This is a genomic window from Pseudomonas sp. RAC1 (assembly GCF_030658255.1).
GTDB lineage: Bacteria > Pseudomonadota > Gammaproteobacteria > Pseudomonadales > Pseudomonadaceae > Aquipseudomonas > Aquipseudomonas boreofloridensis.
Genome location: NZ_JAUTXS020000022.1, coordinates 39,233 through 65,588 on the forward strand (window position 1 = coordinate 39,233; position 26,356 = coordinate 65,588).

Here is a 26,356-nt window from a genome sequence, read left to right on the forward strand (position 1 = left end):
CTCAGTGATACCCGTCATCGTGGCGCACCTTGCCGCGGAACACGTAGTAGCTCCAGAAGGTGTACCCCAGGATCAGCGGCAGGATGAACAGCGTGCCCACCAGCATGAAGCCTTGGCTCTGCGGCGGCGCAGCGGCCTCCCAGATGGATATCGATGGAGGAATGATGTTCGGCCACAGGCTGATGCCCAGCCCGCTGTAGCCCAGGAAGATCAGCACCAGCGTCAGCAGGAACGGCAGGTAGTTGGCATGCCGCGCCACCGCCTTGAGCAAGCCGTAGAAGGTCACCAGCACCAGCACAGGCACCGGCATGAACCAGATCAGGTTGGGCATGCTGAACCAGCGCTCGGCGATCTGCCCGTAGGCCAGCGGCGTCCACAGGCTGACGATGCCGATCACCACCAGCAGCACCAGCGCCAACGGCCGGGCCAGGTCGTGCATCTGCTTCTGCAGCGGGCCTTCGGTCTTCATGATCAGCCAGGTGCAGCCCAGCAGCGTGTAGGCCACGATCAACCCCACCCCACTGAACAGGCTGAACGGCGTCAGCCAGTCCAGCGTGCCACCGGCGTAGTGCCGATCGACCACCTTGAAGCCTTCGATGAAGGCGCCCAGCGCCACGCCCTGGAAGAACGTCGCCACCAGCGAACCGCCGATGAACGCCTTGTCCCACAGGTGACGCTTGTCGTCGGTGGCCTTGAAGCGGAACTCGAAGGCCACGCCCCGGAAGATCAACCCCACCAGCATCAGCATCAGCGGCAGGTACAGCGCCTCCAGCACCACCGAATAGGCCAGCGGAAACGCCCCGAACAACCCCGCGCCGCCCAGCACCAGCCAAGTCTCGTTGCCGTCCCAGACCGGGGCGACGGTGTTCATCATCACATCGCGGTCACGCTCGCCCTTGACGAAGGGGAAGAGCATGCCGATACCCAGGTCAAAACCATCCATGACCACGTACATCATCACCCCGAAGATGATGATCACGGCCCACATCAGTGGCAGATCGATACCCATGGCTCAGTTCCCCTCGTTCAGGCTGGCGTGCTGCGGCGTACCGCGATCATCGGCGGCGGACAACGGCCGCGCCGGCGTGCGTTGCTGCCCCGGACCACCCGGCGGCTGACTGTCGCCCTCGCCGCTGGCCGGGCCCTTGCGCACCAGGCGCATCATGTAGCCCAGGCCGGTGCCGAACAGCGCGAAGTACACCACCACGAACATCACCAAGGTGAAGCCAAGTTGCAGGGTGCTGTGGTTGGACACCCCATCGGCGGTGCGCATCAGCCCGTACACCACCCACGGCTGACGCCCCACCTCAGTGGTGAACCAGCCGGCCAGAATGGCGATCAGCCCGGACGGCCCCATCCACAGCGTCAGGTACAGGAACGGCCGCGAGCTGTACAAGGTGCCGCGCTTGCGCAGCCACAGGCTCCACAGACCGACCAGGATCATCAGCATGCCCAGCCCGACCATGACCCGGAACGACCAGAACACGATGGTCGAATTGGGCCGGTCCTCAGGCGCGAACTCCTTCATGGCCGGCACTTGCTGGTCCAGACTGTGGGTCAGGATCAAGCTGCCCAGCGCCGGAATCTCGATCTTGAACCGCGTGGTCTCGGCCTGCATGTCCGGCAGTCCGAACAGGATCAGCGGCGTCGGCTCGCCCGGCGTGTTCTCCCAGTGCCCTTCGATGGCCGCGATCTTCACCGGCTGGTGCTTGAGCGTGTTCAGGCCATGGAAGTCGCCGATCACCGCCTGAATGGGCGCGACGATCAACGCCATCCACATGGCCATCGACAGCATCTTGCGCACCGCCGGGTTGTCCCGCCCGCGCAGCAGGTGCCAGGCCCCCGACGCACCGACGAAGAACGCCGTGGCCACGAACGCGGCCGTGGCCATGTGCATCAGGCGGTAGGGGAACGACGGGTTGAAGATGACCAGGAACCAGTCCATCGGCACCACGCGACCGTCGATGATCTCGTGGCCCTGGGGCGTCTGCATCCAGCTGTTGGAGGCGAGGATCCAGAAGGTCGACACCAACGTGCCGATCGCCACCATCACCGTGGCGAAGAAGTGCAGCCCCCGGCCCACGCGGTTCCAGCCGAACAGCATGACGCCCAGGAAACCGGCTTCCAGGAAGAAGGCGGTGAGCACTTCGTAAGTGAGCAGTGGACCCGTGATCGACCCGGCGAAGTCGGAGAACCCACTCCAGTTGGTGCCGAACTGATAGGCCATGACCAGCCCGGAGACCACGCCCATGCCGAAGTTGACGGCGAAGATCTTCGACCAGAACTGGTAGAGGTCACGGTAGACGCGGTTGTCGGTCTTCAGCCAGAGGCCTTCGAGCACCGCAAGATAGCTCGCCAGACCAATGGTGATGGCCGGGAACAGAATGTGGAAGGAGACGGTAAACGCAAACTGGATTCGGGCGAGCTCCAAGGCTTCCAAACCGAACATGATGCTTCCTCTTCAGGTAATCAGGCGTTCGGGCTCGTGACCCGCACGCTCACTGCCCCTACAGATGATCGAGTGCGCTGTTGTCGGATTGTTCTGTTCGATCGCAGGGAACCTGGCCGGTCGGCCGTATCGTTGCATCTGGAACGATTGATCCAGATCAACGACTGAAGCCAAGCATAGACCCGAACGCCAGCACAGGCTGTGTGGTTGTTTGCCGCGTGACCGGTTGCCTCACCCTCTTTACCTTCGCAACATTTCGTGCGCAAACCTCCGGCAACGCCAATGGAACCCTTGGCCAAAGGCCACAGTCCACTTTTCAGGCCCACTTTCCCGCGGCCTTCACGAGGAGACACCCATGAAAGGTACTGCGCTTTCCGCCATATTCGCGGCTGCCACCCTGCTGGCCTCGCCGGTGTTCGCTGCCGATGACCTGTGTGCGATCAACCTGCAGAAGATCAACGACGAAATGGCCACCACCGGCGCCACCTCCGAAGGCCTGGTCGATACCCTCAACAAGCACATCGACGAAGCCAAGGCCGCTCAGGCCAAGGGCGACAACAAGGAATGCATCACCATCACCAACAAGGTGCTGGAGCGTCTGAACAAGACTGAAAAAGGCAGCAGCGGCGCCTGATTCAGGGCCGTGGAAAGGGCGGCGGCACTCGCTGTCGACGCCGCCCCTGTAAAAGCGTATACTGCGCGGCACGTGTCGCGAGATACGTCAGCTAGAGCTGAGTGTGGGGCCGATTAGGATTCGACGCCGGTCGCGAAACTCTAGGTGCATGCCGAGTTGGTAACAGAACTCGTAAATCCACTGTTGCAACTTTCTATAGTTGCCAATGACGAAAACTACGAGGGCTACGCTCTCGCTGCGTAAGCAGCTGAGCCCGCTCTCCTGGTAGCTTCGGCTCCAGCAATCACCAGGGGATGCCTGTAAACCCGAAGTGATTGTCATACAGAACAGGATCGTCGTGTAGCACGTTGGGGGCAAAGCGACTAAAACTTACCCAACTCGTCCAAAGCACCCTGCCACTCGGGCGGCTGCGGATTAACTCAGTTGAGATGGCTAAGCATGTAGTACCGACAGCGGAGTACTGGCGGACGGGGGTTCAAATCCCCCCGGCTCCACCAAATCCGAAACAGAAGAAGACGCCTTTGGGCGTCTTTTTTTTGCGCGGGATTCAGTGCCTCAACGGCAGCACGCCATCACCTTTCCCCCTCCTCCCTCATCGCCTCCAGCTTGGCGAACTGCTCGCTGGCCAGCCGGCTGATGATTCGGACCGCCTGATGAATGCCCGCAGTGTTGCGGACGCTCAGTTGCGGGTTGTGCTCGCACTCCAGCACCTCGTCATGCTGGACCAGCGCCTCGCCTAATAGCTCGAGCGTCCAGACGTAGCTTTGGAGGGTAGACAAATGCTCACGGTCAGTCATGGGACACCTCCTGCTTGGCGCATTCGGCAAGGGCTTGGCTGTCGATCGGGTAGAAAGCTGGGGATGAGGTGGCCGCAGGGGTTGGCCGGCGGAGAGCGGATGCGGGGATCCTGCTCAGAATGCGAATTAGCATGCATGAGACTCCAAGTTTGAGGTTGGAGCTACCACGATCCTTCCTACGGGATTGGGTGGCAGCTGTGCGTGGGGTAGGAATACCGGGAAACTTGGAACCCGGCCAGGCCGAAGCCTGCCCACACACAGCCGCCATGACATCACAGCAGACGCAAAAAAGGCGCCAGCCGATGTGATGGGGCGCCTTGTGCGAGCGCCAAGTTTACCAGCAGGTTCCTACACCTGGTCGCAGATTTTGCTGCGACTTGGGGAATGTAGCCTTAGGGCGGACTTTTTCGCAACCGCTAGCGGGGAAGGAAATTTCCTTAAAGTGGGTAGTTTGTAATCTCACCTATTGACATAGAGAGCAGTCCCTTCATGCGTGGATGCAGGGCACGTTGCCATTACAATGATGCCCACAGCCACAGACCATGAGATTTTTGAACATCGGAACCCAAGCCATGGATGCATCTTCGCCAAAATCCCAAGCCAATCCAGCCTGGACCCGCGACGAGCTGATTCTCGCCCTAGACCTCTACCTTAAGCATCGTGATTCGTTGCCCTCCAAGCATCATCCCGAGGTCAAAGCCCTGTCACAATTGCTCGGTCAAATCGGCGAAGCGCTTGGTTTAAACAACGGCGGCAGCTTCCGTAACGAGAATGGCGTTTACATGAAGCTCGGTAATTTCCGCCGCTGGGACCCCGAGTACATCAAGGACGGGAAAACCGGACTAGCGAAAGGCAACAAAGACGAGCGTTTGGTTTGGGACGAGTACGCCAACGCCCCTGTCGAACTCGCTGCAGTGGTGGTAGCCATTCGCGGCATCGTCGAGAGCTCGAATCCTGAAACCCATGCGCTAGCTGGCGACGATGAACTCGGCATCGCAGAAGCGGCAGAAGGCAAAGTGCTCACCCGCCTACATCGGGTTCGAGAGCGCAGCCGTGCCTTGGTCGAGGCTAAGAAAAAAGACGCATTGCAGAAACGGGGTTGCCTGCAATGCGAAGCGTGTGATTTCGACTTCGCCCAGGCATACGGCCCAGCAGGCGACGGCATCATCGATGTCCACCATACCAAGCCCGTCCATACCCTAAAGCCTGGCGAAAGAACCAAGCTCTCCGAGCTAGCGCTGCTCTGCGCTAACTGCCATCGGGTCATTCACTCCAAACGAAAATGGCTGAGCGTGGAACAAGTTCGGGCGCTTAGAACAAAGGCATAAGCCCGCGAAACACAGCTCACGATATGGTAGCCGTTGTAAATATCGTGCTCGATCTTTACAACGGTTCCGGCTAGAATACCTCCTGCTAGGAGGGCCTATCCCATGATTGATGCTGTTGACCTTTTCTGTGGCGCTGGTGGCCTTACTGCAGGCATGCGCAACACCGGCGTCACCGTGCATGCTGGATATGACATCGAAGGGCAATGCGCGTACGCCTACCAAGAGAACAACCAGGCCATCTTCGTCACCAAAGACGTTAAGGATGTGACAGCCGAAGAGCTGCTGGCCTGGTATCGCCCAGACCGATACAGGCTACTGGCCGGTTGCGCCCCCTGTCAGCCGTTTTCGACCTACAACCAGGGTAAAGACACCCGCAGCGATCGGAAGTGGCCGCTCCTCTATCACTTCAGCCGGCTCATCGAAGAAACCGAACCTCATTTGGTAACCATGGAAAACGTCCCTGACGTCACCAAGCATGAGGTTTACCGCGACTTCGTACAGAGCCTGAGGGATCAAAACTACGAGATATGGGATGGCCGCGTAGCCTGCGTCGACTATGGTCTGCCGCAACAGCGCCGTCGACATGTACTGCTCGCCTCAAGGCTAGGAATGCCCATAAGCATCATCCCCCCCACGCATCTGAACGCTCCAGTCACTGTCGAAGACGTAATCGGCACACTCCCTAGCCTAGCGGCCGGAGAATGTGACCCGAACGACCCACTTCACCGGGCAGCGACACTTACTCCAATCAACATGCGGCGCATCATTCATTCCAAGCCAGGCGGAACCTGGAAAGATTGGCCCCCAGAGCTGGTCGCTGAATGCCATCGCAAGGAGAGTGGTAAGACGTACCCGAGCGTCTACGGGCGCATGCGTGCAGACCGCCCCAGCCCGACGATGACTACCCTCTGCTACGGCTTCGGGAACGGTCGCTTCGGCCATCCAAAACAGGCCCGCGCTCTATCACTGCGCGAAGCCGCTATCCTGCAGTCATTCCCTAGGAACTATGTGTTCATGGAGCCAGAGCGGATCACGTTCAAAGCGGTCGGCCGCATGATCGGCAACGCCGTTCCAGTGCGGCTGGGAGAGGTGATCGGAGAAAGCCTAGTGCAGCACGTCAGGGCCTACGAGGCGACTCGCCAAGCGGAAGATCGACTTCAAGCCTGAGGCGCGCCTCCAGCTTCTCTCTGCTCTTCGTTTCACACTCCCAGATCACCAACACACGCCAGCCCAGCTCTCGCAGCTGGGCCTCTTTTTTTGCATCCCGCTCGACATTGGCCTTGAACTTCGGAAGCCAATACTCCTGTCTGCTCTTCGGCGTGCTCGCATAGCGGCAACCAGGATGTCGATGCCAGAAACACCCATGCACGAAGACCACGGTCCGAAATCGCGGAAGGACTATGTCCGGCGAACCCGGGAGATCTCGGCGATGCAAACGGAACCTAAACCCCAGAGCATGCAACGCTTGGCGAACGACGATCTCCGGCCCAGTATGGGCACGCTTGACCGCACGCATGATATCGCTACGCGACATTATCCCTCCTCCGACACTCAATCGTCGGTATTAACGATCACCCCCACCATCGCCAAGGCTTCCAGATGTCGATGAAGCTGCTCTGGCAGTGGATCACCCGAGATCAAGACTCCAGCCTCCATGTTCTGGTCCATCGCGTATCCGGTCAGGTTGGCACTGGTGATGAAGCAATACGCTCCATCCGCCACCGCGACCTTCGCATGCACGCTGCCATTGACGAACGCAGCACCTTTATCTTTCCAGACGTAGAAAAGCGCATCGGGGACGATCTTCCTCAGGTTACCGATAGGGTCGACACTGACCTTGCCACCCAAAGCGCTCGAGAGCTCCATCAGAAACTCGATTTTCACGCCACGCTCTGCTGCTGACTTCAGCGCCCTGGCGATCGACTCAATGTCGTACGCGACGTAACTGGTGATGAACAACCGGTGCTGAGCGGCATCAATCACCTGTATCAAAGCCTGCTCGGTTCGCCGAGCAGGAACGAGTTCGGTCGTCGGCCCAGTCCACACCAGCTCGACCCTCTGTCGACTCTCCGCATGACGAAACGCATGCGCAGCGGCCAGAAGTATTGCGGCCAGCGTCTCGCCACTAATGGTCGACGCCTTCCAGGCTCCGACCAGCGCCTTGAGCGCGTTATCAGCCTTCGCGGACAGTGACCCCGCTCTCAGATCGCCTGCCTTCGTGACTTGCATTCCTCTGACCTTCGCAGCCAAGGCGGCTACGCGGTCATTGGAGACGATGGAAACCAACTCGGACACCGCTGCCAGTAGCTCTCGCATCTCAAATGTCCGGGAAGAATGCCACTTTGGCATTCTCGAAAGTCGGCACGACCATCGCCCGGTCGAGATAACGGTTGCCACGCTCGCACGATGTCTCCGCGACGAAGGAACACGCATGGCACGCCGCTGCATGCAAACTACGGTCTTTCCGGGGATCATGCTCCGCGCACAGGGGATCGGAGGAGCAAATGCGCGCACGCCGCAAAGCTTGAACCATTAGACGCTCTAGGTTCTCGGGCTTGCCCAGTTCGACCAATCCACCCAAGGTACCATCGGAGTCCGCAGCAGCCGTGTAGATGATGAAGCCGGACTGGCTGCCATCCTCATTCACTTCGGCATAGATCCGCTCTCTGATGCTGGCCGCGTTGTATCCGCACTCCAACGCCAACTCTCGGATCAGGAGATGCGCCAGAGTGTGCAGCATCACGTAACGAGCACCTGGATAACCGTCTTCCGGAGGACAGAGATGGCGGGAGTTTCTCCAACCTTTGTGCCCTCCACGCATCCTTACATCGACAGCCTGAACATCGGTATTCTGCTCCCATTCCGATATCGACTGCTCATCGAATTGAATGAAGATGCCTTCACCATGCACTTGGTTAGCGGGAACCCATTCGGGCTTCGCACGCGACAGTGGCGCCTGGATCGGTACAGCCCCACTGCCGGCCGAGTCGTCAGGCGCCTCGACTCGCGTGAAGCCGAGCAAAGCATTCACCTCGCGCAGACGCTTCAACAGCAATACCCTGGCGATCTTGCCTTGGAAACCCTGAGGAACAGCCACTGCCTCAGACAAGAAATGCGGATAGTCATTCACTGGCACCGGGTCGATCAGCACCCGCCACTCGGGACCCTTTATGTCAGCTTCGGTGACACTCTCGCCATCTCCAGAACGATGAGCCTGGATGCCTGCCCAAATGGCTTCTGCGGAATACTGATCGATTCCAGGCAATGAGCTGGTCTTCTTCAACAGCTTGATGGTCAGGGGAACCTCATCGAGCGACTCCAGATCGCTGAAGAAGCTCCAACCATCCTCCAACAACTGCGCCAGACCATCCTTTGCTTGAGGTATCGCCAACGCAGACAAGGAGACTGGAAACCAGCTGTTGGTCGCCCCCAACAGCACGGCCCGTGGCTCGGCATCGCAATCCGGCTCGAACTGATCCAAATGAGGATGCCGTCCACGACAGCCCGGTAGGTTCTCCTTACCGAGCTGTCCGAAGGCATGAGCCATGTTGCGCGCCGCACCGCAAGCGTCGCATTTGACCCATAAGTTCTCGGTCTGAAGGGATGCGCCACTTTCGAAGAAACGCAGCGTGCCTTTGCAATCTTTGGGGCCACTGTGGACGAACCACTGCCAAGGAAAATCATCCAGATGCCCATTCTTGCAAGCCAAAAGGAAACGTGCTGGAACGGCATCGGCGTCCTTCGCAGGCTGATCGCCCTTCGAACCGCGACAGCCCTGATGCACGAAACGAGTCGCCTCCGGGCGGCGATACCCTTCCTTCAACTCGAACAACCCGCTGTCGTAAGGCGAGAGCAGCCCGCATTTCACACAGCGCAACCAACGGGGGAACGGCTTTACCGGCACACCGACATTAGCCTCCGCAGAGCTCGTGTCATTCGACTCGCTCTTGCTGATAGGCGGCATTCGTAGTGATTCGACCTGAGGACCAAGCGCTTTCTGCACCGCGGCGAGCAGGCGATTTTCAATCACCAGGTTGCATCGATCCCTCTCCCAGATGTCGATACCCAAAGTCACGACCGACAGATTCGGCAAATCGATGAGAGCACCTGGACCATAGGTCCATAACAGTTGGCTGGGCCTTACCGAGCCAACGGGAGTCTTTTCGTGCGCCATCTTCATTCATCCTTATCAGCCGCCGCGGGGCGAGGCTTCCATTGAATATCATCTTTGATCTTCGCTGAGTTCATGATCAAGCGAACGCCAGGTTCGACCTCGCGCATCGACATGGGCACCGTCCAGTTATCCCAAGTATGCGTGCCAGGTGCCTTGATTAAGGCATAGGTCAGATCCCTCTCAGGCCCACGCTTCTCGTACGCCAAGATACGATTGCCCTGCATCACCTCATTCACCCACTGATCCGCCCGCTGCTTGAGCATGCCGCTAGCGAGCTTCTTCGCAGGGGCCTCCGCGATGTTGTCGGCACGCGTTTCGAGCACCTTCATCGCATCCAGCATTTCCACCTGATTAGGTTGCTTGAGACTCTGCGCCCCCTCGTTCGGAGCGAAACGATCACTTTTGGCACGGATGAGCGACAGCATCGCCCCGGTCAGACCTCGGTCCATCGCACGCGGCGAGAACGGAGTGACCGATTGCGCCTCGACGTGTTTGTAGAACGTCGCGTGGTAATGCTCGAAGGTCTCGTAATGCGAAAGATCGCGTGGGCGCGCCCATGTCAGTACGGTACAGACCAACCCAGGGAATAGTCGGCCGACACGACTGGTTGCCTGAATGTATTCCGCCGTTCCCTTCGGCTGACCGTTGACGGCCATAATGCCCAACCGATTGACGTCGACGCCGACCGACAGCATGTTGGTCGCCAAAACGATGTCGATGGCTCGTGCATCGCCCTCCTCCCACTTGGTCACGTACCTACCTAGCTCAGGATCCCATTCGGACTTGAACATCACTTCGAGCTGATCGAGATACTTGGGGATGTCCTGGTTGGAAACCCGGGAAGTCAGTTCACGGATATTCATGACGCTGCGCTGGGCCAGGCCAGGCCGCTGCACCATGCTCATTTGGACACGGTACGCACGGGTCTGCACATCGTCCTCGGCTAGACGCTTCATGCCTCCCAGCTCTCGCAATGAGTTGAAGTAGCCCACCATGGTCATGTAAGGATCGGCAGCTTTGCCGAATCGATCGAATAGTGCTTGAGCGGCGGTCAGCGCTGCCGTGTAGACACGGATCAACATCGCCGGCCGTGAGCTGCCCGGAGAGCAGATTCCCAGATAACGCCGTCCTGGCTTTTGCTCGATGGGCCGCTGCACCGAGAAGAAGTTGTCCTCGACGTCTAAGCCATGGGGCGGGAAAACCGATACCTGACGCATGAAGACGTTGTTGACCTGCTGCTGCGCCTTACGAACGGTAGCGGTGGAGGCGATCACCTTCGGCCGGATAGCATCGCCATCGAACTGCCACGTGCACAGCTCATCGACCGTGCTCTCGTAGAGCCCTACCATGGTTCCCAAGGGACCGCTGATCAGGTGGAACTCATCCTGGATAATCAGATCCGGAGGCCGCACCTGAGAAATAGCCTTGACCGAAGCAACAGCCCTACCCGCAAGAGCCCTATGGCCGGTATTGCAATCCGAGCCAGGCCAAAGCAATCCATGGCGGGAACACTCCTTCGATACCCGGCCGAAGAGGTTCCGTACCTGCCCACGCCACGCCATCATGGCGAACTTGTCCACCGTGGCGATCATCATCGACGGCGGGCGGTGGTACATCTCCTCATCCACGACCATCACCGGCAAACCAGGGTGTACCTGCTTGCTCGAACGACCACGAGAGAAGTCACAGGTGCTCAGCTTGTCGCCGCAATAGATCGTCGTACGCCCTGATATCTTGTCGACCTCAATATCCCTCTTCGGGTCAATCTCGGTTCCGCACCAAGGGCAACCTGTCAGCTGCGCCGGCGAAGCCATTCCGGTGGGATTTCGCCCTGGGGTACGAATGGCCTCGATGAACTTATGGCTATCCTCGGTAGTCCCAGGCGTCACCTTGTTACCGACCCAAAGACCGATTGTGAAAGCGCTCTCACCAAGGGACTTATCACCTGCCGATAATGCTTCCCGACGAATATGTTCCATCGCACAGATCAACGCGGTAGCCCGCTGGAACTGCTGCAAAGTCAGCAACCGCAGGGTGTAGCGCATGATCACCCCCAGCCCGCGAGACGAATCGTAGCCCCCCAAATTTCCTTGTAAGCGGCGGATTGCCATTGTGAATGCAGCCACCCCCAGGTAGGCCTCAGTCTTACCACCACCAGTTGGGAACCAGAGCAAATCTGCATAAGCCTGCAGAGGCTGAGTGCGATCCGTATGCTTAGGATCGGTAAGCCCAGGAACGGACAGCAGCAGGAAAGCCAACTGGAAGGGACGCCAAGAGCGGTTCTTCGGTACATCGAACTCCGCTAGCTCGACAGTGCGCCCGCGACGGCGCTGCAAGGCGAACGCGCTATGCACCCGCTGGATCGCCATCGCTCGGTTAGCGAAACGGAAAGCCGCCAAGGCCTTGTCATCCGCAGCCAATAACTCCACACCCTCACGCAGACGAATCAGGATCGACTCACAGTGGCTCAGCGCCTCATCGGCTTGCTGCGCATAGCCAGCCACATCCCTATCAGTGCGTGCACGCTGATCCTTGATCCATGCGGCATAGTCCTCGGTAAGTATTCCGAGTGCAGCGACAAGTTGGTCTTTCTCCAGTTCTGCCAGTCCCTTCATATCCAGCAGACCTTCGTCGACCAATCTGCGCATCGCTGGCCGATCCTGCGGATACAAACCCGGTGTTTCGGTGACCGGCACTTCGTATTGCGGCATCACCGCAGTGCGCAGCTCTATCGCCTTTGCCACATCTGGACCAGACACTGCATGCACTGCAACACCGTGCCCTACTGCGAACTCGACCCGATCGCGATAGATCATCTCCAGCGCCAAGCGCTCGCGTAAATCGTCATCGTCCGCAGCGCCAGCATCGGCTTCCAATGCTGGGCGGCGGCGGAATATATCTTTCAGCGAATTTTTGTCATTGGCTCGTACGAGGATTTCCGGCTGGAACACCCAAGCGGTATCGCGATTCTCATCAGGCTCCGTTTGGCCATTCACCAGAAACAGAGTGATCAATCGTTCACCCTTCTCGTTGGGTGAACGCACCGTACCCTGGATGATCACATCTTGGCATGCAGAATCAGGGGTGACCGGAGAAATCACTCCATCCTTCAGCGCCAACTGGAAGGTTCCACCAGAAGGCTTACGCCGCCAGACTTTAGCTTTGAGAACTTGCTCGGTGGTCTTGATCACTCGACCTTCGGCGTCACGTACTGCCTTCTTGACCACCTTGGCATGAGCCGGGTCATCGGATTCGAAGCGCTCATAGCGCCCCCAACTCACCACCACCTCAAGACTTTCCGCATCGCCATCGACGCAAAAAGTGAAGCCCAAACTCGACGGTGCGAGCGATTGATTCGAGGCTGTATCCACTTCCTCTTCTGCCTCGGAATCCCCACCACCAGATTTCGGAGGTGAATCGACTTTACTCGACTGTGCCTTCGGTTCCAGATCCGCTGGCTCATCGTCCTCATTCTTTTCCGGCGGAGCCACATCTTCGCCGCGCTTGGAGTTCTCCATCGGCGCAAGCTTGCCGACGAGGTATCGGTCGCGAACGCTCATATCGACGATGAGCTCTTCCGGCCCACCGGCAGGCCCTAGAAGGTCGTCCATGATCGCGAACTGCAAAAGCTCGCGAACGTAAGCCTCGTTCTCGATCAGCGGAATATCGGCGAGAGTGATACCCAGCACACGGGGAATAGCCTCTGCGAAATCTGTCCAGGTCGCTCGTACGACGCTGCCAGCGGTCGGAGGCAGCAAACCGGTGCTACCAATCCCCACCCCAGGCGCTATCGTCTGGGCCTTATCGAAATACAGGGAAGTGCCTTCCGTGTCGACTCGGATACGCAAGACATGACCGATACGCACAACGCCGCCAGCTGGGTTCAAAACTAGCACCCAGGCCCCCTCGCGCAACGCGGGATGATTTCCTCTTAGATAGACGACCTCGTCGGCCAAGCGAATATCACGCCTCAAGCCACGATCGACGACTATCCAAGCCTCTGGGGTGCTGTTCTGCACCATCTCTTCCAAGCTCATTCTTCTAAATCCTATTAACGATATCTTCCAGCTTGTCGAGCGACTTACTCTGGGCGATATAGGCCGAATACCCTTCCTGCGCTCCACGAATCAGGGTGTCGTAATGAACGATGCGACTATCTGCCGAGATCGATGTCATCGACAACTTTAGTCGATCCGGGTTGGATGCCTCTTCGACTACGGTCTTCCCGAGCACGAAGATCACCTCGATATTAGGACTGGTCTGATTCTGCTCACGCAATATCAGGTCATCGACCGACATGCCGATGCCATCATCTTCGATCTTGATCCACTCATTGTTCGGAGCCACTCGAATCTGCACGCTCAATGCATCCGCGTCCCATGCATTGGCCACCGCTTCGGTCAGGACGGCGGCTATGTTGCTGTAAAGGTTGATACCGAGATGTTCGAGGACGTTGAGGTCTACAGTCATCTCAAACGTCGGTGTGACTTCATTCGTCATTTGCCCTCACCTCTCATTACCAACCCTCCGTGTCACATTTCAGCGTTGTAGATAAACCTTGATTCCATCCATCTCGCTTAATTATTTCTGTTCAAAAAAAGCTGCCTTGAATGACGTCTTCAGATTTTTTTGAATTTTTAACCAACTCTCCTACGACACCCTTGGACGAAGCAAACTTCAACTCAGAGCGTTCCTTGTTCAACATTACCAAACGATAAAGCAATTCTTCCCGTGCGGCTTCACTTATCGTAAAGCGTATATTCTTCCCTTCTGGCAGGTATGCAACTTCATGAAACCCTTGTTCCAAATCACAAACATCAAAATCATAGCCACCCAAGACTGCCATATTAATCTCGACCTGAAGGCCCCTCAGCTCTCTCATGGCTTCACTTATAACAGCTGGATCATGGAAATCATTATAAAATTTCGTCATCCCGACATTATTTGCAACCATGTACTTCGACCGAAACTCGAAGAACTTTTCACCAAGAGCGCACAAGTGTCGATTACCATCATCCAGCGCTCCTACTGGGAAAGGGAATGTCTCGAATATGTCTCCGTGAGTATAACGCAAATCCTGCTTCATTCTAGAGCCATGCTCCCAAGCCCAAACAGAGTGAATATCCGAAGATAAACAAGCAAACAAACCATAGCTTTCACTGGCGATCACGCATAACGTATTTGCATATATGTAAATATTATCGACAAATGTAAAGCATGGATACTTCGTAGCACCAGTTGCAAAAACCATCACTCGTTTAGGAGAAACATGGCTGGCACTCCAATCCGTCGGATGCTCATCAAAGCATGCCCCATAGCCAAGCCAGTGATACAACTCAGACCTGTACCACAAATGCCTCCAGAAAGTATCTACCGCCCCCCCCATGCTTTTCATTTCGGATCGTTCCAGGACGACCAACCTCTCAAGCAGTGAGAATAACTCAGGAGAAAAATTCTCTGCCTTTTCCTTAGACCAATCCCAGAAATTTATTACCCACCTATCAGAATCGTGCGTTGGACTCCTATTCACGTCCTGACCGCTTAAATAGGGAAAAAGAATTAAACCAAGCTGATTATTTTCTTTAATCTTCTTTAACGCATAATCCTTCTCCACAATAAAGCCATTACCAAGAAGAACACTTCCCTGATGCACACAACCTCTATTCTCCGAGATTTTGACCGGTTCCAAATTGTCTCGACTTGTCAAATATGGCGATATATACGCCACCTTTTCACCATTCAGAACTCTTTCGCCCAACCATTCCCCTTTTACCAAGTGAACTCTGCTCGTGACGACATTGGCAGACCCTGGCCAAACCTCTGAGCTTGTTGCCGCACAAATCAAAAACCCACGATTCTTTAGCTGTTCAAGTCCAACCTCCCTCGTACCTCCTTCAGCGATAGAGTTACTCGCTATCAATCCCATTACACCTAAGGGCTTTAGGACTAGCGCAGAACGAAGAAAGAAAAACGCAACTAAATCAGCCGACCCCTTCACCCCTTCACCCACTATCGCAACAAGGTATTTAAGATACTTACGCCCCATTGCTGCGGCAATTTTTTTTCCACCAAGGAAGGGTGGATTCCCAACTATAGCGTCAAACCCCGGCTCAGCAGAATCGAAAACCTCTGGAAACTCCAGCGGCCAATGAAATGGCTTATGCTTTATTTCTTTTCCAGAGACATCTTCTTTCAATGTTTTCCCTGCGCGCCCTTGAATTTCTTGTAGGGCTTTAGTGTCCCCTTCGATTGCTTGCCCAGCTTGAATAGACAAAGAGCTTATGCACTTTTCTAATGCACTGGATTTACCCTCGACCACCAAAACCTCACCAATAAAAGCATCTGCGATACGCTGCGGGATTTCGATTTTTGAATGCGCAGTTGCATTAAGGCGAGTCACAATCTCTACGTCACGCATGTCACGAATTGGCAGTTCACGTAGTGTTTTCCGTCCGCTTATCGCTGCAAGGACAGCCTTTTCGATGTTCTTGCCAAACAAACGCTGCTGCCCTTTACCGCCAAGCGTCATCGAAAGTTCAGTGAGCTGCTCCAGTCGGTGAATGCCCAACAAGCTATCGCCGCAGCGCAGGTTGTGATCAAGGAAACCGAACGGCCTGCTCTTTGCCATCGTGACCAGCCAGATGGAGAGCTTAGCTAGTTCCACCGCCAGAGGATTAAGGTCCACGCCGTAGAGGCAACGTTCAGCGATAAGACGGCGAGCGATCACGGTGCGCGTCTCAGCGTCCAAGGGTAACGGCTCCTTGGCATCCAGCGCATCCAAAACTTCGCCGTCCACGCTCACTGCCTTTCCGCTGCCTTCAACTTTCGACCATGCCTCGACCAATCGATCGGCCAGCCAACGACATACCTGAACTAGGAAGGCACCCGAGCCCATGGCCGGATCGCAGACTTTCAGATCCAGCATTTCTGCGGGTGACTTCAGCACCCATTGTTTACGCGAAGTTCCTTCTGCCGGCCCTGTGAAGACGATAGGGGTCAGCGTCTCCTCGACGATGGCTTCGGTGAGCGATTTCGGCGTGTAGTGCGTTCCCGTCTCGCGCCGATCGCTGCCCATGGTGACGATAAATGCCCCCTCAGGGTAAATCAGCGGGTAACCCCAAGGATCGGTACGCAGCAGGTTGAGGAATGGCAGTGCACGATCACGCAGGCCTTCGTCGCCAGCGCAAGCGGTGAGCAGGCGGTTGGCCTGGAGAGCCTCGACCGAGCGTTCGAGATCCTTGCGGATCGCTCCTCCGCCACGCTTGATCGCATCGGCACCGGAGAGCGCCTCGGCCAACACTTCGCCCCCCCGCTGGTGCATAGCTTCGAGCTCCTCCAGAGTATAGAGGGTCTTCTTTGCCCCTTTGCCACCGGCAAGCTCCACTGTCACCCGCTCGGTTAGTCCTACAGTCCGATCCAGCAAGCCTTCGTAGACGTAACCGATCTGCTCAACATCCAGCGCTCGGTAGGAAAGCGTACGCCCCTCGTACTGCTGGATCGCCTCCAGCAGGAGCAGAACGGTACGGTTATCTATCGGTAGTGGTCGCGCGGAGTCGATCTTCCAATCTGAGCCCTTGGAGCGCCCCTCAAGGAACGGGAAACGATTCGGGTCGAACAGGGAACCACCTAGTGCCGGAAGGCGCAGCATTTCATGCTCAATGCCGCCGTACACCGCGCGAAATGTCGCTAGTAACCTTGACCAGGCATCGTTGCGCCGCTCCAGCACCTCCCAGGCGTCCTGGCGCAGTTGCATACGCAAAGTGGAAATGGCGTAGCTGCTTTCGTAGGCCTCCTCGCCCATCAGCAAGAGCCCCCGCTCCTCGGCCGAAAGCAGGAACACCAGACGCATCATGATGGTCAGGCCCGCTTCGTAGAGTTCGGTCGGCTCGACGCCTTGCAGCAACGCCCCTGACCGCTCACGGTCTTCCTTACCCAGAGCCTGGATCAACACCTCGACCGCCCGGCGGACTTGCTCACCCAGGGCATCGGTGACCTCCTCCTGATGCTGGAGAGACTCGTCCAGCATTGAGGGCAAGGTCTCATCGTCTGGACCGAAGAAGCGCCGGACACCCAATAGGGTGAGAAAGGCCTGCAGCGTCAGCCGCTCCTGCCCCCAGAGACGTGCATACCAACTTGCGAAGGTCGATACAGCGCCAACGAGAGCATCGACTAGCATCCAGCGCTCACCATCGGTGACCAAACCAAGGCGACAGCCGCTGGCCCGGCAGAGCCGCTCCATGCGCTCGGCTGGACTAGCGGACCAGCCATCCAATTTCAGTGCTGCCTGGAGATCCGTGCCCGCAGAATAGGTTTGCACGAGCAGCTGACTTTTGCCGCCTGAGACCAACGCATAGTCAGGCTCCAAGGTGACACCATGTTCCGGCAGAGTGACGCGCAGCTCAAAAGGAATGCGCTCACCTCGTAGTAGAAGCTCACCGCTATCGTTCTCGTCGTATTCCAGGCCGCGGGCAAGCACCTCGTGAATCCAGGCGCGATGCAGTTCGGTGAATCTGGGATCGTCGTTGTCACGCGCCTCGCACCATTCGTCATAAGCTTGCCGCAGGTACTGTCGAATGCGAGGTTCGACAGCAGGTAGACCAGTGGAGAAGATTCGTTTCAGTACCGGCGTGGCGAGGAAAGGACCGGAGACCTCAATCAGCGACAACCATTCATCGTGAATATCGAGTGGGTTCATACGCGGCCTCCCTGGGCTAGCGATACAGGTACGATGAAAATGACGGCTACCGGGAAGGTGCGATCCTGCGGTTCGGCATAACGAGCTTCGATGGCACCGGCCTCCTCTTCCCGCTCCGCAGGAATCCGCGCGAGACGTGCTTGCAGGGCGGAGTTGTCACGACGAACCTGGGTGCGCTCATCTTCACTGAACAAAGAAAACTGCTCAGGCAACTCGTCCTTACCCAGCTCCCTGCGAATGGCGCTATCCAGCTCATCCAGCACGGCGAAAATGTCTTCTTTTTCTTTGTTCTTGCGGGTTTCCAGGGTGTTGCCCAAATATTCGAGACGATTGCGTGAACGTGCTCCGAGGGATTGCTGGATGGCCTCTGCCGCTGTGGCGAAGCGAGAGCGCAACATGGCGAAGACCGAGTCATTGAGCCGACACGGCTGCGCGTCGTCCAACAAGGCCTGTACGCGGGCGACACCTTCTTCGCGCTTGAAGCCCTGTTCGCGCAGATAGCCCCCAGCCAACGTCAGCTCCTCGTGTAGACGATGGTGATTGCCGCCAGTGATCACCAAGCGTGACACGACCACAACCGCCGGGGCCTCGAGACGACCGTCAGGCAACGTTCGCACCGTCACTCGGTGCAAGCGCTTGTTGTCTTCCTGCGCCCAAACTTCAGCACGCAGCAAACGCAAACACATCTGCACCAAGCGATGATTTAGATGGATGAGCACCAGGTCATCTCGTCCATTGGCGACTTCATGATCGAAGGTCACCGGGCGGATCTTGCCGGTGAATGGATGCTCTAGCCCTTCGCGGCAACGTTCCCAGGCGCCCCCCAGGGGCGGCAGCTCGAAGACTTTACCCGGCGTAATTCCCGCCAATGTCCACGGCTTGAGAGCCGGTTTCTCGGCCAATGCCAAGCCGGTTTCGACCGCCTTCAGGATGTGCTCTGGAGAGAGATGGAAGTCCTCCCGAGTCTCGACCAACTTCTCATGTAGCTTAGCTATTCGGTTAGCGAGGTCTTTTTCAGCCCGGACGAAACTGCGGGCCTGGGCGATCTTCGCGTCCGCCAGTCGGGTATCCAGATTCCGCAACGTCCCTTCGATGAGCCCAGACATCTGCGGTGCGATCACGGGGTTCACGCTGCCCATATCCGCACGCATGGAATCGAGCTTGCGCAAGGCACGCAGGATATCGTCCTGGTGACCACCGACAGCATCCTGGTCTTGGCGAGCATCGACCGGATGCCAAATCACTACCTCTTTCTCACGCTGGCCATGGCGGTCGATACGACCGTTGCGCTGCTCCATGACGTTGGGGTTGTACGGAATCTCCAGGTGAATGAGGTAGTTACAGTGGTTCTGCAGGTCGATACCTTCGGAAGCGGCGTCGGTGGCCAGCAGGATGCGCACGGGAGAAATGTCCGGAGAGGCCTGGAATGCTGCCTTCACTTGCTCTCGATCGTCATGATCCATGCCGCCGTGCAAGATCATCAGGCGATCGCCACCCAAGTCATGAGACGCCAGAATCTGATGCAGCCAGTCGAGCGTGGTACGGTACTCAGTGAAGAGAATCACTCGCTTACCATTCCAGAATCCATCGGTCTCCAGATGCCGATCAATCCAAGCGAGTAGAGCTTTGACCTTGGAGTCGACCTGATTCATCGCCTGCTGAGCCCAATGCCTGAGCTCGTCGAGTAAGATGCGCTCATCTTCACTCAACGGACGTGAGTGGCGCGTGGCTTCCTCGACGGCCTCTTGCTGCGCAACCTCGACATCTGCGTCATTGGCGTAGTCTTCTTCGGCGCGTTGGATAGCCTTGAGCAAGATTCGCTCGGACAAATCCGTCCGCCCCTTGCTAGCTCCGCCACTTTCCAAGGTCGCGAGATGTTTTTCCAGGGTCGACGCGAAGGCAGCCGGCGACGAAAACAAGCGCTTGCGTAGCAGCTGGTTGACGAAGGATGCGCCGGTCACGCCGCCCAACTCCTCATCAGCAGCTTCCCTACTGGCACAGAACTCTTGCAGCTTGCGATGGATCTCTCTTTCTTTGGCGGTGTAGTCGACGGGCAATGCTTCGAGCTTGCGCTGTGCGTAAATCAGGTTCCCGTCCTTATCAGTGATTTCGCTCTTGAGGCGACGAATCATCACCTGAGACAGCTGCTTCGGTTCAGGCATGATATTGCGGGCGAAGCGCTGATCGTCTAACAGTTCCAACAGCGAAGTGAAGGACTCGGTGTAGCCGTTATGCGGCGTCGCAGTGAGGAACAGATGGTGCTGGAAATGCGGAGCGATGATGCGGATGAAACGAGTACGTTGGCTTTCGATAGCGTATTGAGCGCTCGCTGACGGCGCGACGTTGTGGGCCTCGTCGACGACCAACATGTCGAACTTGCGTGGATAGCTGACATGCGCCGGGAGGATATCGCGGAAAGCACGTAAGCCATCACCAGCCTTGGCCCAATCCATCGACGTGATCAGGCGTGGGAACGAGGTCCAGGGATTGGCATGGATTCCACGTTCGCGCCGCATCTCCTTGATGTAAGTGCTGTCGACGATGCGGAACTCCAAACCGAACTTTTCCATCATCTCAACACGCCACTTTTCTTGCAGCGACGCGGGGCAGACGATCAGTACGGTGCGGACGCGATGACGTAGCAACATCTCCTGGATGACCAAACCTGCCTCAATGGTCTTGCCAAGACCTACATCATCTGCGATCAACAGATTGACGCGCGCCATGTCGATCGCACGAACCAGCGGATCCAGCTGGAAGTCCTGAAGGCTCACACCACTACGAAACGGTGCTTGGAGAAAACCACGATCAGCATTGGTAGCGCCTCCCCAACGCACGGCATCGAGAAAGGCTTCCAGAGTATCGGAGTCGTCCTGTCCGGTGATGTCTGGCAAGCCAGCGCGTTCGATGACATGTGCGCCCGGCTCAATCTCCCAGATCACCTGAAGCTCTTCGCCGAGGGCATCCTCATCAATGGAAGCCAGCGTGACGGCATGCTGCTGTACGCTGCCCAACTTGGACGCATCCACTTCAGCCACCACCCACTGCCGACGTCTAACCACGACGAGCTGGCCTGGTTCCGGGATATTGCGGTAGCTGCTGTCTTCCGCAGTTACAGTCATTCTTAACTCCCTAGCACCGTAACCACCTAACTGATGACTACGGATGAGCAAAAGCTTATACGCGACGCACTCCAAGAGCACGCAGGACTAAATACAGTTGGGAATAGGTGCGGAGTCGAGGGCTGAAACGGCAGCGTTCGTGCTGGTAGAAACGCTGTAGATCAATCATCCCTGGGATACCACGGCCTGCCATGATGCGATGTTTGTCACCTTATCCATTGGCTGAGGATGGGTAAAGCCACACTCACAGCTTTTTGCCAGCATGGTCGGCTTACCGGTGCATTCATGCCGAAGGAACAAGCGACCAGAAAGCTAGGACTCTTCCAGTAAGGCTCTCAATGACTCACATGCAGTGGTTGCCAATGCTTCAGATTCGAGCATTGCATCAGCTCACAGGTTTTGAGGACTTCACCTGGCAACAGTGCTTGCGGCAGATGCGCTACTTGATCGCCCTCAGAATTTTCAACGCAATGTCTGGCACCGAGCAGCCATCATGAATTCAGCGAAAAATGCTTCTCCTGGTTAGATCGGAATGCAAGGTTATGGGGCCTCGTAGATGGCCCTTCTTCTCTCCTCCAGCCAGAGTAACTGGCTTCTAGGCAAGATCATGAAGGGCGGTGTTTGAAAATACAAAGCTTCGCAATGCTGGAGATTTCAAGAATAAATCTGTCGTCGAGTACGCCATCATCAGAGTCGAGCCCACACGAGAGTGTCAGATTTTTTGTGTGCGGGCCGATAACGGCTTGCCGTCAGGCTGGCCATGCTTTTACCAGGTCGGCCTGATAAATCGATCTCCGTACAGCATCGCGAATTGATTCATCGCATTTTTCCAATCATGGGCCGCTGAGCCCCAGTTTGCCGTGATGTTCCAAATCGCTTTGTTGCGCACAAGGCCTTCTTCGCGAATCTTGACTCGCAGCGCATCAAAGAAAATGACCGGGTACATCGGCTCCAGCGGCCGCTGTTGCCACGCGCCGATTTCCTCCATCACCTCGGCCGTGACCGAACTGATGAAGTCATGCGAAACATCCGTTCCGTACTGCTCGGAGAGGAATGCGCGAATTTCCCGAACGGTCATGCCTCGGGCATACATGGCGATGATCTTGTCATCGAAACCGGTGTAACGGCGCTCATGTTTGGGAATCAGAATGGGCGCAAAACTACCGTCTCGATCACGGGGGATATCCAGCCGCAGCGGCCCCTCTCCAGTCAGAACCGTCTTGCCAGTCCTGCCGTTGCGCTGGTTGGTTTCATCCACCGGACGCTGCGCGCCCGGCAGATACCCCAGATGGTGACTGAGCTCGGCGTTCAAGGCTCGTTCGATCAGCGCCTTCTTGAACGCCGCAGAGGCATCTTCGATAGCCTCCGCAGTCATCAGGCCCTCACCGAACTGCTCAAGCAGCTCCTTGGGGATTTTTGGTAGGTCACGCAGGGGTTTCTTCTTGGTTGGCATACATGCACCTCTTGCTCATGTTATGCCCGAACACAAAATTTCTGACATGCCCTGGCGGAGAGTTTATCACCGCTTCTGGCTATGCCGAAAATTACAGAACCATCGTCCAGATGCTCGTGCGATTGCATCTCAAGCTCAATTAATAATGGCTCAATGACTTGCCGATCCGAATAATCGATTCAACTACTGTATTCGACCAGTGCTGGAATAAAGGATATTTAAAGGGATAGAACACTTCAAATAACCAGATAAAAGCTATAAGAATCATACATATAAAACATAGTTCGACTCCTGGTGTCGCCGCACTTGATTTCCACAGACTAGGCCCCTCCCGTCACACCCCCGACAACACCCGCATAGCCGCCGAAGCCAAAAACCCTGACCGGCTTTTCTGCTCAGGATGATTAGCAACATAGTCATCAATCCGCTGCAACAGATGCTCGGGCAGGGTGGCATTGAAGCGTACCGATTTACCCAGGTACGGCGTGACGTCGAAGTCCACTACAGCCCACACACCGCCTGCATAGTCTGGATTTTCCAGATGTGCGTCTATCGGCCGACCATTGGGGAGGGGCTCTCCCTCAGCAATGGCGCCCTCGCAGTAAAGCGCCAAGGCTTCGAGCACTTTATCCAGCGCTTCCTCGACCGTTTCGCCACCGCTGAAGCAGCCGGGGGCGTCCGGGACGGTCACGCCGTAATCAGAATCGGGGTCCTTATGGACCACCACTGGAAATTTCATTGAGTTCTCCTGATGGAAGCGGAGCCGGTCACCCCATGGATGTGCAGCACAGCCGCTCCAACAACCGGCCATTTTTCAGGGCCGCGATCAGATTTAGAAAGCGCGCCGGAGCTGTTGCGCCTGATCAGACGCATGTCCTATCCACCACTCTGCATGCCCGTTAAATCAGCGATATGACACATCAAAAATAATACACATCATACACACCATGCTAATGCATACGTGTCGGGCCTACACCGCTAAACCCTAGAGCCAAACAGAGCGATCAGCGCTCACACAGCCTCCACCTCACGCAAAAAATCCCCTTCTCCTTGACCCCAATCACCCCCACCCTAACCACCCCCACCTACCCTATCCAACCCCCCCACCCCAGCCCCCATGGCCAAAAAATTCACCACCCACCCCGCCCACCCCGAACGCATCTGCTGGGGCTGCGACCTCTACTGCCCCGCCAAATCCCTGGCCTGCGGCAACGGTGCCGACCGCACGATGCACCCCGTCGAGCTGTTCGGCGAAGACTGGACCACGTTCGAACCCGATCCACCCTCCACTTCACCGTCCCCCAAAAACAACAATGCCGGTCACTAGGACCGGCATGCCGACACACATTTAAACAACCCTCACCCAAATCACCTCAAAAATTCGTACTCACCGTCAACGACAAACTCCGCGGATCCCCATAGATCGCCCCCGCGTAGAACCCGTAGCGGGTGTAGTACCGCTTGTCGAACAGGTTGTCGGCATTGAGGCTGACGCTGGTGTCGTCGGTCACCTGATACTTGGCCATGGCGTTCCAGATCGCATAACCCGACCAGTTCACGTCAGTGGCGCTGCGGCTTACGCCATTGGTCGGCTGCCCTGCCGGGGTGGACAGTGCGCGGATGTTGGTCTGCGCTGTGACGCCGGCGCCCAGGGTCAGGCGGTCCAGCGGGCCGGACAGGCGATAGGTGGTGGAGGCCTTGAACAGGTGTGACGGGTCGCTGCGGCCGTCGCTGTCGAGGCGGCGGAAGTGCAGGTAGGTGTAGCCGCCGTAGACGTTCCAGTTTTCGGTCAGGGCGCCGGCCAGTTCCAGGTCGATGCCGTCGGTTTCCTGGCCGGAGCCGGCCTTGTAGGCCGTGGCGCCGGTCGGGGTGAGCAGGTCGCCGTCGGTGACCGCCTTGTTTTCCTGCTTGGTGCGGAAGTACGCCGCCGAGGCGTTGAGGCGACCGTCGAACCAGGCGGCCTTCAGGCCGGTTTCGTAGCTCTGGCCACGGATCGGCTCGACCTTGCTGCCGCTGGCGGTTTCCTGGGTTTGTGGATTGAAGATATCGGTGTAGCTGGCGTACAGCGAGTAGGTGTCGTTCAGGTCATACACCGCGCCCAGGTAGGGGGTGACGATGCCATTGTTCTGCTGGTTGCTGCGCACGCCGCCGACGCTGCGTGTGGTCGAGGAATAGTCGGTCACGCGGGCGCCGAGAATGACCGACAGCGGATCGGTGATGCTCAGCCGGGTGGCGGCGTACATGCCCTGCAAGCGCGTGGTGGTCTTGCTGTGGCGGCCGGTTTGCGAGGCGAGCATGTTGTAGTCGCTGTCCACGCCGTTGAGCCAGTTGCTCAGCGGGAAGCCGTTGTTGGCGCGGAACTGACAGCCCAGCGCCGGCGCGCTGACGCGGTTGGCACTGGTCAGGGTGCAGGTGTACTCCGGCGACCAGGCCACGGTGCGGCTGTCGTTGTAGCCGACCATCGCCTGATGGGTGCGGCCCAGCAGTTGGAACGGGCCGGAGAGGTCGATCTGCGCTGATTGCTGGGTGGTGTCGCTGGAGCTGTGCAAACCATTGAGCACGGCGCCGCTGCCGTCCTGGTCCCAGTAGCCGCCGTACACCCCGCGTCCCGATGAGTTGACCTTGGCCAGGCCGCGATGGTTGAGCGCATCGGTGGTGCTCTGGGCGCCTTTGAGGTCCAGGGTCCAGTCGTTGTCGAAGCGGTGCTGCAGCGAGCCGAAGGTGGTGCGGGTGATGTATTCGCCGAAGCTCCAGCTCGGCACCACGTTGCTGCTGCGTGGCAGGTGGGTCTTGCTGCCGTCGCCGTACCAGATCGGGATGTTCGCGCCCCAGCCGCCGCCGACCACCTTGTTGTACTCGTACTGGTAGCCGGCGCCGAGGGTGGTGGCGTCATCCAGGTCGAACTCGAAGTTGGCCAAGGCGGCGCGCGCGCGCTGGGATTCGTTGTCGCGGAACGAGTTGGCGTCTTGTTGGGTGACCACGAAGCGCGAGCGCAGGCGGCCGTCTTCGGACAGCGGAACGTTGAGGTCAGCGCCCAGGCGCCGTTTGTCCCAACTGCCGTAGGTGGCGTAGGCGCTGCCGCCGAAAGTGCGGGTCGGGGCCTTGCGAATCAGGTTCACGGTGGCCGACGGGTCGCCCGTGCCACCGAGCAGGCCGTTGGCGCCGCGAACGATGTCGATGCGCTCGTACAGGTCGAGGTTCAGGGCGTTACCGCTGCCGCTGAAGTCCGAGCCGCCCGGAAATTGCAGGCCGTCGAGTTTCCAGTTAGTGATGGCGTAGCCACGGGCGCGGAAGTCGGTACGTCCGCCCACTTCCATTTTGCTGACGCTGATCCCCGGCGCCGTCTCCAACGCCTGCTCGATGCTGTGCACATCGCGGTCGTCCATTTGCTGACGGGTGATCGTGGTCACCGACTGCGGGGTCTGGCGTGGGGTAAGATCGAGCCCGGTGGAGCTGCGTGTGCTCTCGACCGTGTAGCCAAGCTGCCCGGTGGCGTCGGCGCTGGGCAGCGCGCTGTCCTCGATGCTGGTCGCGCTCAGTTCGATGGGCTGGCCGTCAGCGGCGTAGGCACTGGTGCACAGGCTGAAGGCAACGCACAGGGCGAGCGGCGAGAGACGACTGCCGCCACGGCTTGAGCGTGCGCAATCGCTGGAAAGATTCAGGTGATTCATTTGGGAAGGTTTCGTATTCGCAGATGGTTTTTG

At 57.6% G+C, this 26,356-nt stretch carries 16 protein-coding genes, 1 other RNA gene and 1 pseudogene; 5 read left to right on the plus strand and 13 right to left on the minus strand.

Annotated features, from left to right (window positions below; genetic code table 11):
• Nucleotide 1 precedes the first annotated feature (1 nt).
• Together cydB and Q7C30_RS05220 are read right to left on the minus strand one after the other, a co-directional pair.
• Entirely contained in the window at nucleotides 2-1,009 is a 1,008-nt protein-coding gene (gene cydB / locus Q7C30_RS05215; RefSeq protein ID WP_116889238.1) for a cytochrome d ubiquinol oxidase subunit II, read from the minus strand.
• Nucleotides 1,010-1,012: 3 nt separating this feature from the next.
• On the minus strand, nucleotides 1,013-2,449 hold the full coding sequence (locus tag Q7C30_RS05220; protein WP_317870903.1) for a cytochrome ubiquinol oxidase subunit I: 1,437 nt from the start codon (nucleotides 2,447-2,449) through the stop codon (nucleotides 1,013-1,015).
• 355 nt (nucleotides 2,450-2,804) lie between these two features.
• Here Q7C30_RS05220 and Q7C30_RS05225 point away from each other — a divergent pair, with 355 nt between their 5' ends.
• The gene (locus tag Q7C30_RS05225; RefSeq protein ID WP_317870904.1) at nucleotides 2,805-3,083 is read left to right on the plus strand and encodes a hypothetical protein; all 279 of its coding nucleotides are present in this window, start codon (nucleotides 2,805-2,807) and stop codon (nucleotides 3,081-3,083) included.
• A 105-nt stretch (nucleotides 3,084-3,188) separates the two neighbouring features.
• Nucleotides 3,189-3,580, plus strand: a transfer-messenger RNA (tmRNA) gene (ssrA, locus tag Q7C30_RS05230).
• Nucleotides 3,581-3,655: 75 nt separating this feature from the next.
• Here ssrA and Q7C30_RS05235 read toward each other — a convergent pair.
• Nucleotides 3,656-3,880 (minus strand): hypothetical protein, encoded by a 225-nt coding sequence (locus tag Q7C30_RS05235; protein WP_317870905.1) that lies wholly within the window; start codon nucleotides 3,878-3,880, stop codon nucleotides 3,656-3,658.
• A 572-nt stretch (nucleotides 3,881-4,452) separates the two neighbouring features.
• On the opposite strand from Q7C30_RS05235, the gene Q7C30_RS05240 reads away from it, so the two are divergent.
• On the plus strand, nucleotides 4,453-5,208 hold the full coding sequence (locus tag Q7C30_RS05240; protein ID WP_317870906.1) for an HNH endonuclease: 756 nt from the start codon (nucleotides 4,453-4,455) through the stop codon (nucleotides 5,206-5,208).
• Nucleotides 5,209-5,310: 102 nt separating this feature from the next.
• Nucleotides 5,311-6,375: a DNA cytosine methyltransferase gene (locus Q7C30_RS05245; RefSeq protein ID WP_317870907.1), complete on the plus strand. Its 1,065-nt coding sequence runs from the start codon at nucleotides 5,311-5,313 to the stop codon at nucleotides 6,373-6,375.
• Here Q7C30_RS05245 and Q7C30_RS05250 read toward each other — a convergent pair.
• The 9 genes and pseudogenes from Q7C30_RS05250 to Q7C30_RS05290 all read right to left on the minus strand — a co-directional run bounded on the left by Q7C30_RS05250 (nucleotide 6,326) and on the right by Q7C30_RS05290 (nucleotide 23,391).
• A complete protein-coding gene (locus tag Q7C30_RS05250; protein ID WP_317870908.1) occupies nucleotides 6,326-6,742 on the minus strand; it encodes a very short patch repair endonuclease in 417 nt (138 codons plus the stop codon). The two genes, Q7C30_RS05245 and Q7C30_RS05250, sit on opposite strands and share 50 nt — an antisense overlap.
• A 17-nt stretch (nucleotides 6,743-6,759) precedes the next feature.
• Entirely contained in the window at nucleotides 6,760-7,524 is a 765-nt protein-coding gene (gene drmC, locus Q7C30_RS05255; RefSeq protein ID WP_317870909.1) for a DISARM system phospholipase D-like protein DrmC, read from the minus strand.
• 1 nt (nucleotide 7,525) lies between these two features.
• Nucleotides 7,526-9,382 (minus strand): DUF1998 domain-containing protein, encoded by a 1,857-nt coding sequence (locus Q7C30_RS05260; RefSeq protein WP_317870910.1) that lies wholly within the window; start codon nucleotides 9,380-9,382, stop codon nucleotides 7,526-7,528.
• A 2-nt stretch (nucleotides 9,383-9,384) separates the two neighbouring features.
• A complete protein-coding gene (gene drmA / locus Q7C30_RS05265) occupies nucleotides 9,385-13,419 on the minus strand; it encodes a DISARM system helicase DrmA (RefSeq protein ID WP_317870911.1) in 4,035 nt (1,344 codons plus the stop codon).
• Between the two features lie 4 nt (nucleotides 13,420-13,423).
• Nucleotides 13,424-13,882: an ATP-binding protein gene (locus Q7C30_RS05270; RefSeq protein ID WP_060493986.1), complete on the minus strand. Its 459-nt coding sequence runs from the start codon at nucleotides 13,880-13,882 to the stop codon at nucleotides 13,424-13,426.
• A gap of 91 nt (nucleotides 13,883-13,973) precedes the next feature.
• Nucleotides 13,974-18,077: a type IIL restriction-modification enzyme MmeI gene (locus Q7C30_RS05275; RefSeq protein WP_317870912.1), complete on the minus strand. Its 4,104-nt coding sequence runs from the start codon at nucleotides 18,075-18,077 to the stop codon at nucleotides 13,974-13,976.
• Complete coding sequence (drmD, locus tag Q7C30_RS05280; protein ID WP_317870913.1) at nucleotides 18,074-21,199, minus strand: DISARM system SNF2-like helicase DrmD; 3,126 nt, start codon at nucleotides 21,197-21,199, stop codon at nucleotides 18,074-18,076. The genes Q7C30_RS05275 and drmD overlap by 4 nt, the downstream gene beginning before the upstream one ends.
• 868 nt (nucleotides 21,200-22,067) lie before the next feature.
• A pseudogene (locus Q7C30_RS05285) lies at nucleotides 22,068-22,652 on the minus strand (transposase); the annotation flags it as partial.
• A gap of 334 nt (nucleotides 22,653-22,986) precedes the next feature.
• Nucleotides 22,987-23,391 carry a type II toxin-antitoxin system HicB family antitoxin gene (locus Q7C30_RS05290; RefSeq protein ID WP_317870914.1) on the minus strand — a complete coding sequence of 135 codons (405 nt, stop codon included), beginning with the start codon at nucleotides 23,389-23,391 and terminating at the stop codon, nucleotides 22,987-22,989.
• Between the two features lie 378 nt (nucleotides 23,392-23,769).
• Between Q7C30_RS05290 and Q7C30_RS05295 the strand changes: the two genes are divergently transcribed.
• A complete protein-coding gene (locus Q7C30_RS05295) occupies nucleotides 23,770-23,979 on the plus strand; it encodes a DUF3079 domain-containing protein (RefSeq protein ID WP_317870915.1) in 210 nt (69 codons plus the stop codon).
• 46 nt (nucleotides 23,980-24,025) lie between these two features.
• On the opposite strand, the gene Q7C30_RS05300 is transcribed toward Q7C30_RS05295, so the two are convergent.
• The gene (locus Q7C30_RS05300) at nucleotides 24,026-26,323 is read right to left on the minus strand and encodes a TonB-dependent siderophore receptor (RefSeq protein WP_317870916.1); all 2,298 of its coding nucleotides are present in this window, start codon (nucleotides 26,321-26,323) and stop codon (nucleotides 24,026-24,028) included.
• Nucleotides 26,324-26,356 lie beyond the last annotated feature (33 nt).

Excerpts from the sequence above, each read along its gene's own strand:
- cydB (WP_116889238.1), bottom strand. The coding sequence starts at position 1,009 with ATGGGTATCGATCTGCCACTGATGTGGGCCGTGATCATCATCTTCGGG.
- Q7C30_RS05220 (WP_317870903.1), bottom strand. The coding sequence starts at position 2,449 with ATGTTCGGTTTGGAAGCCTTGGAGCTCGCCCGAATCCAGTTTGCGTTT.
- Q7C30_RS05225 (WP_317870904.1), top strand. The coding sequence starts at position 2,805 with ATGAAAGGTACTGCGCTTTCCGCCATATTCGCGGCTGCCACCCTGCTG.
- Q7C30_RS05235 (WP_317870905.1), bottom strand. The coding sequence starts at position 3,880 with ATGACTGACCGTGAGCATTTGTCTACCCTCCAAAGCTACGTCTGGACG.
- Q7C30_RS05240 (WP_317870906.1), top strand. The coding sequence starts at position 4,453 with ATGGATGCATCTTCGCCAAAATCCCAAGCCAATCCAGCCTGGACCCGC.
- Q7C30_RS05245 (WP_317870907.1), top strand. The coding sequence starts at position 5,311 with ATGATTGATGCTGTTGACCTTTTCTGTGGCGCTGGTGGCCTTACTGCA.
- Q7C30_RS05250 (WP_317870908.1), bottom strand. The coding sequence starts at position 6,742 with ATGTCGCGTAGCGATATCATGCGTGCGGTCAAGCGTGCCCATACTGGG.
- drmC (WP_317870909.1), bottom strand. The coding sequence starts at position 7,524 with ATGCGAGAGCTACTGGCAGCGGTGTCCGAGTTGGTTTCCATCGTCTCC.
- Q7C30_RS05260 (WP_317870910.1), bottom strand. The coding sequence starts at position 9,382 with ATGGCGCACGAAAAGACTCCCGTTGGCTCGGTAAGGCCCAGCCAACTG.
- drmA (WP_317870911.1), bottom strand. The coding sequence starts at position 13,419 with ATGAGCTTGGAAGAGATGGTGCAGAACAGCACCCCAGAGGCTTGGATA.
- Q7C30_RS05270 (WP_060493986.1), bottom strand. The coding sequence starts at position 13,882 with ATGACGAATGAAGTCACACCGACGTTTGAGATGACTGTAGACCTCAAC.
- Q7C30_RS05275 (WP_317870912.1), bottom strand. The coding sequence starts at position 18,077 with ATGAACCCACTCGATATTCACGATGAATGGTTGTCGCTGATTGAGGTC.
- drmD (WP_317870913.1), bottom strand. The coding sequence starts at position 21,199 with ATGACTGTAACTGCGGAAGACAGCAGCTACCGCAATATCCCGGAACCA.
- Q7C30_RS05290 (WP_317870914.1), bottom strand. The coding sequence starts at position 23,391 with ATGAAATTTCCAGTGGTGGTCCATAAGGACCCCGATTCTGATTACGGC.
- Q7C30_RS05295 (WP_317870915.1), top strand. The coding sequence starts at position 23,770 with ATGGCCAAAAAATTCACCACCCACCCCGCCCACCCCGAACGCATCTGC.
- Q7C30_RS05300 (WP_317870916.1), bottom strand. The coding sequence starts at position 26,323 with ATGAATCACCTGAATCTTTCCAGCGATTGCGCACGCTCAAGCCGTGGC.